This window comes from Roseofilum capinflatum BLCC-M114, from assembly GCF_030068505.1.
Classification (GTDB): Bacteria; Cyanobacteriota; Cyanobacteriia; order Cyanobacteriales; family Desertifilaceae; genus Roseofilum; species Roseofilum capinflatum.
Genome location: NZ_JAQOSO010000102.1, coordinates 50,714 through 63,235, shown reverse-complemented (window position 1 = coordinate 63,235; position 12,522 = coordinate 50,714). Strand labels below are relative to the sequence as shown.

Here is a 12,522-nt window from a genome sequence, read left to right as displayed (position 1 = left end):
CACTGACGTTGCTGCTGCTGGCGGTTTTGGTGATGCTCAGGTCGGGGGGAGTGGTAGCAACGACATTGGTTGTATCAGTGAGAATGTCATCTCCTGGGGAGGTGTCGTTAATACCTGGAACTTGGACAGTGTTCTCAATTGTACTGTTAGCAGGAGCGATAACTGTTCCTTCTGCCAGAATAGTTAGGGTGTCATCTGGCCCGATGTTGACACTGGTGAATATTTCATTGCTCGTGCCCGAAGCACCGTTAATTATGTTAGATTGTCCTGAAGTATTTGTGACTGAAGCATTCCAGGAGTCAATGTCAACACCACTTGTGGGAATCGAGTCTTGGACAATTAAGCCGACAACGCGATTGGGGAGAGTGTTATTGGTTAGACTAATGGTGTAAGTAATATTTGCTCCCGTAGCAATATTATCTACACCGTCAGTTTTGGTAATTGTGAAATCTACATCTGGAGTTGGAGTAGGAAGAGTCCCAAAGTCACCAGAGTTTTCACTGGGTTCCTGAATAATTGTAGCGGTTCCATTCGTCTGACTGAGGCGGGCAAAGCGTCTTTCATTATTGTTACCGTTTGATCTAACGATGGCATAAAGGTCTCCGTCTTCTCCAAAGCCAAGAGAACCTGAATTATCAACATTGGAGAGTCCAGACTCACCCACATATTCAGCAATGAGAGTATTGACATTGACTTTGTAGAGCCTTAACTCTCCACTGACTAAAACTGAAACATAGAGAATATCGGCATTGTTGGGATCAAAAGCAGCATCACCACTTCCTGCACTGAAGGATGGAGTGCCCCCTGATATTGCTCCTAAGTCTGTTGCCACTCCTGTATTAGGATCAATGCTATAAAGGTTTGCAGTATTTCCAGCTAAACCGTAAATCGTACCATCTTGAGCTTGAGCCAGTTTCAGGAACTGAACATCTACACCTGTGCGATTAGGGAGGGTGGTATTAGTTTGGGTCACAGGGTCCCAATAACCCACTTGAGAACCCACTGGAGCAGTGGAATTACTTTGTTCTCCCACATAATAAATTCGTCCTGTATTACTATCGCGAGTAATGGCAAAACTCCGAAAAGCAAGCTCTCCTCCAGGGATAAAGGTTTGATTTCCGTTGGTAATATCAACTAAGTATAGTTGGGAAGGGTTACCTCTAGCAGAATAGAAGGGGTTGGGTTGGATATTACCTACAAAGGTATCGACTGTGGCTTGGTTATTTGTGGCGTTTAGATCGCTCGGGTTAGAGGCAGTAATTTCAGCAGTGTTACTCAGGATTGTGCCGCTAGTACCAGGATTAATGGTTGCCTCAATTTCTAGGGTGGCGTTGTCACCGTTGTTGATATTACCGACTGTCCAAATTCCTGTTGTATTGTCGTAGGTTCCTTGACTGGGTGTGCTACCTGAAAAAGTGAGTCCGCTCGGTAGTGAATCTGTAACTTCTACTCCTGTGGCATTATCGGGCCCGTTGTTGGAGAGGGTAATGGTGTAGGTGATAGTGTTCCCAACGTTGGGAACATTGTTACTTATGCTTACTCCGTTAATTTCTAGATCGGCATTAAGGGTATGGGGGTAGGTGACGATCGCCCCCTCATCAAATACTAATTCTGATTGTATATTGCCTGTACGATACCCCAGATCCCAGGTTCCACCGCGATCGCCATTTCCGGTTAAGGTGGTAGAGGCGGCGATCGCCCTTTTCGTTAACTGACTGAGGCTATCCACAAACGACCGACCGATCGCATTTTCAGCGACTCGACACCCATAGAGTAATATTTCGGCGGATTGACCCAGAAGATTTGACCAGCTTTGTAGCGTTTGGCTATAGTAGGGTAGGCTTTCTCGATTGAGTTGAGTAGAACCCAGATGAATTTGTCCCCAATTCCCATGGGAAATCAAATGAATCGATTCAATGGAGTTTTCCCGATGAGTCTTTAAATGTTGGGTAATCTGCTCAATTCCATCTTGGTGTTTTTCCAAGATGACAACTTCCACATCTGACTCGATCCCCTTGAGGAGAAGGTCATAATCTTTAATTTGGGGATCGATAAACGCAATCTGTTTCGGGAAAACAGGCAAATTGAGTGAGTAAGACATGGTTATGGTAGATTTTATCTGATGATTTCGAGTCAAATGGATTGATAACTTTTTCTAGTGAAATCCACTCTATTGTTTGAGAGTAGGGGCTTTCTTTCTAAGGGAGTTAAAATTTCATACGCTTGGCTATTTTAAATTAGATGTTTTTATCGGTATATATTGCATGATGTAGAATCAACTTTGGTTGAAATTAGAAGTTAGGTTGATTTTATCTTTGGTGTAAGATTAATCGGACAAAAAACAGATAAAACTCTCTTGACTCAAAAAAGTTTATTCGCACCCTAGGCAAGCATTTTTAAATTATAACTCTAAGCAAAATAATTTGGCAATTGATCGGAAGATGAATTTTAACGCATGAAGAATCAATAATTTTACGGATAATTAATCATAGAGTTAAGACAATCAATACTCAGGGACTCCAGTCTACTTAAAACTAGGTTACGATAGTGTAAACTTTTTTGGCAAGATAAGTTCTATTGCCGTTTAAAACCCTCTCAGCTAAAGGTCTGATGCGATGCGAATTCTAATTTATTCTTACAACTATGCTCCAGAACCGATTGGGATTGCCCCACTCATGACCGAGTTGGCTGAAGGTCTGGCCGAGCGGGGGCATCAGGTGCGGGTGGTGACGGGGATGCCCAATTATCCGGAACGGCAGGTTTATGAGGGTTATCGCGGTAAAATTTATCTGACTGAAGTAAAAAATAAGGTTACTATTCAACGCAGCTATGTTTATATAAAGGGGCCAAAACCGGGATTATTCGATCGCCTTTTACTTGACGGTAGTTTTGTGGTCAGTAGTGTGGTGCAAGCCTACCGGGGATGGCGACCCGATGTGGTTTTTGCGACCATTCCGCCCTTGCCGATTTCCGTTCCAGTGAGTCTGTTTTCGGCTTCTCGGCGCTCTCCCGTCGTCCTCAATTTACAAGATATTGTCTCAGAAGCGGCGGTACGAGTGGGCTTACTCAAGCGGGAATCTATCCTGTTCAAAATGGCAGAAAGTTTAGAGACGCTTGCCTATTCTACCTCAGAACAGATTAGCGTGATTGCAGAAGGATTTCGAGAAAAATTATTGTCCCAAGGAATTAGCGATCGCAAAATCACCTGTATTCCCAACTGGGTAGATGTGAACTTCATCCGTCCTCTACCGCAAGAACCCAATGATTTTCGCAGCAAGCATCAACTCGACGGTAAATTTGTGATCCTTTATGCGGGAAATATTGCCCTCACCCAAGGTCTAAGTACCGTCATTGAAGCAGCCGCCCAACTTCAACATCTCGAAGCCATTCAATTTGTGATTGTGGGAGAACAAAAAGCCTTGGGCGCTTTGCAAACGGAATGCGATCGCCTGAAAGTCACCAATGTTAAACTCCTGCCCTTCCAACCCCGTGAAACTCTCCCCCAAATGTATGCTGCGGCTAACATCGGCTTAGTGGTGCAAAAACAGCGCGTCACAACCTTTAACCTGCCCTCCAAAATTCCCTTAATTTTATCGAGTGGGCGAGTCATTGTCGCCTCGGTTCCCGATGATGGAACTGCCGCTAAAGCCGTTCGGGACAGTCAAGGGGGAGTAGTGGTTGAACCAGAAAACAGCCAAGCCCTCGCCGATCGCATTGCCCAACTCTATGATAATCCCGCCGAAGTTGAACAGCTAGGCAAGCAAGGGCGAGACTATGCCATGGCAAACTTTTCTCTTGAACAAGCGCTCAATCGCTATGAATCCCTATTCGAGGAGGCGATCGAAAGTTACCCTAGTAAGGGCTAAAGGCAAGTACCTAATCCCCAGATCTTCAGTTAAGATGAAGATTCCTAAGAAAATCCCAATAGTGTCCTAATTCTGAACCTAGTTTGCATGTCCAACTTTGGCCAAACCCCTCTTTCTCCAACCTCAATTCCCTCCTCAGCGCCCTCTAGTCCCTTGTCCCTAGAGAGTAGTCAGCAGATGGCCCTAACCATCGCAGAAGCAGCAGATGACCGGAAAGGGGAAGATATCCTGATCCTGAAAGTAGATGAAGTCTCTTATTTAGCCGATTTCTTTATATTGGTGACGGGATTATCCACCGTGCAAGTGCGGGCGATCGCCAGGTCGATTGAAGATAGTGTAGAAGAACACTTTCAGCGCTTCCCCCTGAGAACTGAAGGGAAAGCAGAAGGAAGCTGGGTTTTGCAAGACTTTGGAGAAGTCATTGTCCATATATTTCTCCCTGAAGAAAGGCAATTTTATAACCTCGATGCCTTCTGGAGTCATGCAGAACCCATAGAATTTCAACCCAAGGACTCATAGAGAGATTAAAGCCAATGACGGAAAAACCCATCTGGCCTTGTCCCGTACCAGATGAACAGCAACCTCTCAACGAATATCAAGCCCTTAAAGAATCGGGCTTCTTTCGTTGGGGAACCCTAGAGCCTCACCAGTATTGGTTGAAGGCCATCTGGATTTGGGGATTAAGTTGGGTGATTACTGGGCCGGTGTCTGCCGCTAGTTTTCCCATGAGCAAAGACCCGATCCGATTTACCATTTGTGCCAGTGCTGGAGCCAGTTTGATCTTGATTTTATTGCTCCTGCGCCTATACTTAGGATGGAAATATATTGGCGATCGCCTAAATAGTCCCACTGTCTCCTACGAAGAATCCGGCTGGTATGATGGTCAAATCTGGGAAAAATCCCCAGAGAGCTTGACCAAAGACCAACTGATTGTTACCTACCAAGTCAAACCCATCCTCAAACGTCTTCATTGGACATTTGCGGGACTAGGCACACTGCTGGGAACGGAAGCGATTAGTTGGGTCTGCTTTTAATGATTTGTGATCTTCTATTTATCCTATTGATAAACTCATGACCAGGGGAAAACGTACCGCCACCTTACAAGTTAGTCTTCTCCGGGAAGGCATTACAGAATCCACCCACTGCACGCAAGCCGTAGTTTGTGACGATAAAGGGCGAGTCCTTTCTGCTGCTGGAGATCCAGAAACCGCCACCTTCATTCGCTCTGCCCTCAAACCCTTTCAAGCCTCAGCCGTCACCAGCAGTGGAACCCTGGAGAGGTACAATTTGAGCGATCGCGATTTAGCCATCATTTGCAGTTCCCATCAAGGAACCACCGCCCAAGCCAGACAAGTCTTCAACATCCTCTGGCGCTGCGAAATTGAACCCACCGCACTCCAGTGTCCCATTCCCTCTGGCGCTCAAAGCGCCCTCCAACACAACTGTTCTGGTAAACATGCTGGTATGTTAGCCGTTTGTCAGCAACGTCATTGGATGAAAGAAAACTATTTACGCCGCAATCATCCCGTGCAACAACTGATTTTATCCAGAGTTGCCGAACTGCTCAGAATGCCTCCCGATGAACTCATTGGTGTTCATGACGACTGTGGCGCACCTACCTACTACATGCAACTGGGGCAAATGGCGACCTTGTATGCTCAATTGGCTTCTGGCGATCATCTCGATTTAGAACGAGTGGTGCGAGCCATGACCCATTACCCGGAATTTGTTGCCGGTGAAGAGAAGTTTGATACGGAATTAATGCGAGTGACTCAGGGGGAGCTGGTGAGTAAGTCGGGAGCTGAAGGCATCCAATGCATTAGCCGTATTGGGGAAGGAATGGGTTTAGCCATTAAGGTGATTGATGGCAGTAAGCGGGCCAAATATGCCGCAGCCATTTACGCCCTCAAAGAGTTAGGCTGGATCAGCCCCATGGCGGCTGATACCCTTGGAGATCAGTTCATGAGCATTGGAGACTATAAACGCCTAGAAGTGAGCGGAGAATTGTCGATTATTTAGAAATTTGGGAAAAAAGGTTGCATAATTAAAATCACTGATCTATACTAGATAAAGTGACGCGGGGTAGAGCAGTCTGGTAGCTCGTCGGGCTCATAACCCGAAGGTCAGTGGTTCAAATCCGCTCCCCGCCACCAAATCAAAACAACGACAGTAGAGCGGGTTTCCATCCTTGACCTTCAGATTATGGAAACCCCTCTGCTTAAAGTATTCCTAAATCCAGCATAGCACCCTCCAAAGTGAATAGGTTCCCATGGGGCTAAAGAGAGCAGTCAATTAGTTATCCTCAAAATGTTTCTCTTGTTGAAGATGGGTTGAAGTTCCCAAAGATGGGAATTGTTTATGCCAAAATCCATAGACCTATTGAGGGTAAAATCAAGACAGTAACGGTGTCAATGAACGCGAAAGGTCAATACTTTGCTTCTGTGTTAGTTGATGATGGAGAGGATACGCTAGAACAGTCAACAGAAGGAAAAGCGATTGGTATTGATTTAGGATTGGCTCATTTTGCGATTACTTCAGATGGGTCTAAATTTGATAATCCTAGATGGATAGCGAAGCACGAACGCAACCTAAAAGCCAAGCAAAAACGGCTATCCAGACGACAAAAAGGCTCTAACAACCGTAATAAGACCCGTAAGCAAGTAGCCAGCGTTCACAATAAAATATCTCGTTGTCGAGAGGACTTCCATCACAAACTATCACGCAGGATAGTTAACGAAAACCAAGTCATCGTGGTGGAAAATCTCGCTGTTAAGAACATGGTCAAGAACCACTATCTTGCTAAAGCAATAAGTCAGGTAGGATGGGGTCAATTCTGTACCATGCTCAAATACAAAGCTGAATGGGAAGGGAAGGTTTACCTTGAGGTAAGCCGTTTCTTTCCTAGCTCAAAGACTTGTAACGTTTGCCTCAATCAAGTTAAAAGCCTTCCCCTTGATGTGAGGTTTTGGCAGTGTGCCAAGTGCGGGACTAAACATGACCGCGACATCAACGCTGCCAAGAACATAAAAGATGAAGGGCTGCGTATTTTATCCTCTGGAACGGGGGATATCGCCTATTGTCCAGATGTAAGCCGAGACAGTAGAGGACGCAAGAAGTCTACTATTTCGCAGTCTGTTGGATAGGAAGCCGACGGTGTAATCTCTGATTCACCGCTCGGTAGTTCACCGCAACCGTCGCGGGAAAAGTCCTCATTACATTTGTATTCCCTGTTGCTCATTGGGAGGGGCAGATGGTGGTATGGTGTGGCAAATGGGTTAGTTTTCAAAGCTTATGAATGAAGACCAGGAACGCCCTCAGTCTCCTTCCTTATCTTTAGAACAAAAGATAGGTCGGTTTTTCCAATGGGATGCCTTAAAGACGAGTTGGGGCACGGAAGTATTGGCTGGGGCGACGACGTTTATTACGATGGCCTATATTTTGGTGGTCAATCCGGATATTTTGTCGAACGCCATTTTTTTACAAGAAAGTCGAGATTTATTCGGAGAATTGGTGATTGCCACAGCATTTTCGGCGGCGATCGCCTCTTTGGTGATGGGATGTTATGCCAAATATCCGTTTGCCCTGGCTCCAGGCATGGGATTGAACGCCTATTTTGCCTTTTCTATTGTCCTCAGATTGGGGATTGATTGGCGGGTCGCCTTAACAGCAGTATTTCTGGAAGGGCTGATTTTTATTGCCCTAACTCTCTTTAATATTCGCGCTCGCATGGTGACGGCCATTCCGGCTTGTATCAAACACTCGACTGCGGCTGGGATTGGTTTATTTATTACTTACATTGGGCTGAAAAATGGTGGCTTAATTGTGGCCAATGAGGTGACAACAACAGCTTTGGGTGATTTGAGTAACCCGGTAGCCTTAATCGCAATTTTTGGGATTATGATCACCTCGGCGTTTCTGGCTCGGCGCATTCGCGGGGCCCTATTGTTAGGAATTTTGGCCACGGCGGTGTTGGCTTGGATTTTGGGCGTTGCCCAGCTACCCAGTGGTATTCTGGCGGTTCCCCAATGGCCGAGTGATTTGTTCGGTCAAGCGTTGGTAGGCTTGGGAAACCTGAATCAAATTCCGTTTTGGGAACTGTTGGCGATTCTGTTTGTCCTGCTGTTTGTAGATTTATTTGATACCGTAGGGACTTTGGCTGGCATTGGAATGAAGGCGGGTTTAATTAATGATCGGGGGGAATTGCCACGGGCCAGTCAAGCGTTTATGGCGGATGCTGTGGGGACGACGGTGGGGGCAATTTTAGGCACGTCAACGGTAACGACTTACATTGAGTCGGCTTCGGGAATTTCTGAAGGGGGGCGATCGGGATTTACGGCTGTAGTTACGGCTGCATTGTTTGCACTGTCGATTTTCTTTATTCCCCTCATTTCTGGTATTCCCCCCTTTGCCACTGCCCCCGCATTGGTGATTATTGGGGTACTGATGATGGGAAGTGTACGGTCAATTCATTGGGACGATCCGGCCGAGTCTATTCCTGGGTTTCTGACGCTGGTGTTTATTCCCCTGAGCTTTTCGATCGCTGAAGGTTTGGCGATCGGATTTATCACCTATCCTTTACTCAAGTCGTTTCAAGGCAAAATGCAGGAAGTTCGACCGGCTGTATGGGCGATCGCCGCCATCTTTACCTTGCGATTTGTGTTGATGGGGCTACATATTGGAGGCTAGGGTTTCGCTCCCTAACTCTTCTGTATCAATAGCTCAAAACTTTAGTAATCCCCCAGAGGTAAGCGACCAGGGGTAAGACGTTATAATTGGGCTTGTTAATCCATCTTAGATCGAGACTCAAATGCTATCTAACTTACCTGAGCTGACTGACGAAACGATATGGGCGATAGTAGATGAAACTCTAGAAGATAGCCTAGACGATCGAATAGTCAATGAATTAGTGTGGCACTATTTAGGCTATCGTTATCATGCAGAGACCCAAACTTGGGATATTAGCCAAGTGATGGAGGATTGGGGGGAAGTGTATCCTGAACCCCCTGATTTTATCGGTTCTCGTCCAGCGACCCTAAAATTGACTCGCTCAATTCCCCCAGAAAATAAACAACTTCTGAAACAAGAATTAGGATTTAAGGGTTATAAAATTGGTGAATTTGGCCCGCGACAAACCCGGAGAGCAACGATGGCGAATTGGTTACTCAGTTATCGTAACCTTAATCGGTAAAGATATAATAAGTTTCATTGATTTCTGTTGAGTTTAATTGTAACTCTGAAACTTTTTACATAATCGCTATCTCTCTATTGGTCTTTTATTGACCAACACCAGTCATTTAAGCTTAATCGAAGTTGTCGCTCAATAGATGGATCAATTAAACTGGGTACTGGCATAACAGGAGAAATTAGTGATGAATAGTACAGAGCAGTTAAATTATCCGTTTACAGGACACTCTAGTTTTGGATTTTGGCATCAGCACAAAAACTTTTGTCCGCCTCAAATTTGGGAGCGTTTCAATTTTGTGCAAACCCAATTACAGGAAGTCATTCAAGAAAATCAAAGATTAAGGCATTTACTCAATCAAACAGAAGAACGGTATACCCTGGCTATTTCGAGTAGTCAAGTGGGAGTTTGGGATTGGAATTTACAAACCAATGAAATGTATATCTCTCCCAACTTAAAAGAAATTTTGGGATACCAAGATGAAGAAATACCCAATTGTATTGAATCTTGGGTTGCCTTAGTTCATCCTGACGATCGGGAAATGACGATGAAGTTAGCTCAAGAGCATTTAGAGGGTATAAATGGGCTGTATGAAGTTGAGCATCGGATGGTGCATAAAGATGGCAGTGTTCGCTGGATTTTAGCGCGGGGAATTGCGTTTAGAGACAGTGCAGGCAAGCCTTATCGCATGGCGGGTACAGATACAGATATTACGGCTCAAAAGCAAAGCTCTAATCTAATCCAAGGATTATTAGATCGTCTCTTACGGGTGATTAAGACAGTGGGAGAGGGGATTACTCTCAGTGATGAACGGGGATATTTTAGTATTTTTAATCCTAAGATGGAAAGTTTGACCGGATATTCTCAGGAAGAAGCCAATAAAGCTGATAACTTTTTAAGTTTATTGTATCCTAATCCAGAAAAATTAAGTAAAGTTGCTGATCAAATTGTGCAGGTGCGCGATCGCGGTAAAATAGAGGATGTAGAAACAGTGATTCGCACGAAGGATGGGCAAGAGAAAACCTTATTGGTTTCTACGTCGATTATTTGGGAAGAAGAGCGACATTGGTATTTGAGTATTTATCGAGACATTACGGATCGCAAGCGTACAGAGGAAGAGTTGCGCCAAAGTAAACGCTTTATTGAACAACTCACGGATGCTTCACCGGAATTGCTCTATTTGTATGATTTACAAAGAGAGAAAAATATTTATGTCAATCGTTCCCTAGAAGGACTGTCAGGTTATTCTCCTGAAGATATGTATTCCCAAGATACTTATTTTTTTAAGGATATATATCATCCCGATGAATTGGAGTTAGTTCAAAATATAAAACAGGAGTGGTTAGGGTTAGCCGATGGGGAAGTTCAGGAGGTGGAATATCGAGTTCGTCATCAGAATGGGTCTTGGGTGTGGCTGCGATCGCGCAATATGGTCTTTAAGCGCGATGAGCAAGGGGTTCCGATCGAAATTTTAGGGACAGCCATTGATATTACCACCCATAAATTGATTGAATTGCAACTCTGGGAAAGTGAGGCGCGACTGCATACCATTATTAATAGTGCTTCTGATGGCTTGTTAATTGTGGATCTCCAAGGAATCATTCAGTTTGTGAATCCCGCAGCCGCTCAGTTGTTTAATCGTCCCATTTCTAGCTTAGTCCATCATGAATTCGGTCAACCTCTGACCGTGGGTAATGTGACCGAAATTGATTTAATTCAAGGACAGAACCTGATGGGGGTGGGAGAAATGAGTGTTTCTCAAACCTATTGGTTGGGCGAACCCGTTTATGTGGTGAGTATTCGCGATATTACGGAACGAAGACAAGCTGAAGAAGCGCTGCGGGAGAGCGAACAACGGTTTCGCCAGTTGGCTGATAATGTTCAAGATGTATTTTGGTTGGCTACAACCCATCCCTATGAGATTGAATATATGAGTCCTGCCTATGAACAAGTGTGGGAGCGATCGCTCTCAGCCGTCTATGAGCCTGATTTTTCCTGGTTAGAGAGTGTCGATCCCCAGGATCGCGATCGCGTTAAGCAAACCTTGGACGAACAAAGACAGGGGAACTATACCTTTTGTGAATATCGGATTCGTTGTCCGAATGGCAAAACCCGGTGGATTTGGGATCGAGCCTTTCCAATAGAAGATCAATGGGGGAATATTGAACGAGTGGCTGGAATTGCAGAAGATATTACGGATCGCAAACAAGCGGAGCAAGAATTAAAATATCGTCTCAAACTGGAAACGGCTTTATCTGAAGTCTCTAAATGGTTAACCCGCCATGATGCCTTCGATTTTGACGATCTCTTGGGTATACTCGGCGAAGCGATGGCAGCCAGTCGAGTATATCTCATTCGGCTCAACCCAGAAGAAACCCAATTGAGTCTCACGGATGAATGGTTAAATGCTGAGAGTGGCTCCTTTCGCGATCGCTTTCAAAACCTAGATGTGGCTCCTTTTAGCTGGTGGTTTGAGAAGCTGCGTCAACAGGACATTTTGATTATCAATTCCCTTGAGGATCTCCCGGCGATCGCCCAAGTCGAGAAAGCCTATTTACAATCCTTGCACATTGGTTCCCTCTTAGCGGTTCCCATTTGGACTGCATCGGGAAAACTTTGGGGACAAATTAAATGCGAGTCGAATCAGGAGAACCCCAAACAATGGTCGGTTGAAGATGGCAGAATTTTACAGGTCGTTGGGGAAATGCTCTATACCCATATTGCTCGCCAACAAGCGCAACTCGAGCAACAAGAGGCGATCGCCCAACAAATCCGCCAACAGGAAGAATTAGCCCGCTCTAATGCCGAATTACAGCAATTCGCCTATATTGCCTCCCATGATTTACAGGAACCCCTGCGAGGAGTCGTCAGTTTCAGTCAACTGTTGAAAGAAGATTATGGCCATTGTCTTGATGGTGAAGGAGAAAACTATCTTCACTTTATCCTCAGTGAAGGACAACGAATGCAAGGGTTGATTCAGGATTTATTAGCCTTTTCGCGGGTGAGAACTTGCGCTCAAGAGATGTTGCCCACGGATCTTGAGGACGTGCGACAACAGGTTTTGATGAACTTAAACATCGCCATCGAGGAAAGTGGTGCTACTCTTACCCACGATCCCTTACCCACCCTTTACGCCGATCGCTCCCAGATGGTGCAACTGTGGCAAAATTTATGCAGTAATGCCCTTAAGTTTCGCAGCGATCGGCCCCTAGCAATTCACCTGGGAGCCAAATACCAAAATTCCCATTGGCTCTTTTGGGTGCAGGATAATGGCATTGGCATCGATCCCCGTTATGCCGAGCGCATCTTTGCCATCTTCCAAAGACTCCATTCCCAAAGCGCTTTTGCCGGTACAGGTATTGGGTTGGCCATCTGTCATAAAATTGTTGCCCGTCATGGGGGAAAAATTTGGGTAGAGTCCAACCTTAACCAGGGAGCAACATTTTACTTTACAATGCCTAATCGCACCTAAAT

8 protein-coding genes, 1 tRNA gene and 1 pseudogene are annotated in these 12,522 nt (G+C 45.2%); 9 read left to right on the top strand and 1 reads right to left on the bottom strand.

Translation table 11 applies throughout. The annotated features are described in order from the left end of the window. On the bottom strand, positions 1–2,101 hold a 2,101-nt coding region (locus tag PMG25_RS19860), incomplete at its 3' end, for a DUF4347 domain-containing protein (protein WP_283768634.1). 514 nt (positions 2,102–2,615) lie between these two features. Between PMG25_RS19860 and PMG25_RS19855 the strand changes: the two genes are divergently transcribed. The 9 genes and pseudogenes from PMG25_RS19855 (at position 2,616) to PMG25_RS19815 (ending at position 12,520) form a co-directional block, all read left to right on the top strand. Continuing rightward, positions 2,616–3,866 (top strand): glycosyltransferase family 4 protein, encoded by a 1,251-nt coding sequence (locus tag PMG25_RS19855; protein WP_283768633.1) that lies wholly within the window; start codon positions 2,616–2,618, stop codon positions 3,864–3,866. Between the two features lie 87 nt (positions 3,867–3,953). Beyond that, positions 3,954–4,385 (top strand): ribosome silencing factor, encoded by a 432-nt coding sequence (gene rsfS / locus PMG25_RS19850; RefSeq protein WP_347178884.1) that lies wholly within the window; start codon positions 3,954–3,956, stop codon positions 4,383–4,385. A 14-nt stretch (positions 4,386–4,399) separates the two neighbouring features. Continuing rightward, entirely contained in the window at positions 4,400–4,900 is a 501-nt protein-coding gene (locus PMG25_RS19845; protein WP_283768631.1) for a CGLD27 family protein, read from the top strand. A gap of 37 nt (positions 4,901–4,937) precedes the next feature. Next, positions 4,938–5,885, top strand: coding sequence for an asparaginase (locus PMG25_RS19840; RefSeq protein WP_283768630.1), 948 nt, complete (start codon positions 4,938–4,940; stop codon positions 5,883–5,885). Between the two features lie 57 nt (positions 5,886–5,942). Next, a tRNA-Met gene (locus PMG25_RS19835) sits at positions 5,943–6,019 on the top strand. A 129-nt stretch (positions 6,020–6,148) separates the two neighbouring features. Further along, positions 6,149–7,009, top strand: a pseudogene (locus PMG25_RS19830) (RNA-guided endonuclease InsQ/TnpB family protein); the annotation flags it as partial. Between the two features lie 148 nt (positions 7,010–7,157). Further along, on the top strand, positions 7,158–8,552 hold the full coding sequence (locus PMG25_RS19825) for an NCS2 family permease (protein ID WP_283768628.1): 1,395 nt from the start codon (positions 7,158–7,160) through the stop codon (positions 8,550–8,552). Between the two features lie 121 nt (positions 8,553–8,673). After that, a complete protein-coding gene (locus tag PMG25_RS19820; RefSeq protein ID WP_283768627.1) occupies positions 8,674–9,054 on the top strand; it encodes a DUF1823 family protein in 381 nt (126 codons plus the stop codon). Positions 9,055–9,235: 181 nt separating this feature from the next. Then, positions 9,236–12,520, top strand: a complete 3,285-nt coding sequence (locus tag PMG25_RS19815) for a PAS domain-containing sensor histidine kinase (RefSeq protein ID WP_283768626.1) — start codon at positions 9,236–9,238, stop codon at positions 12,518–12,520. The last annotated feature ends 2 nt before the right edge of the window (positions 12,521–12,522 follow it).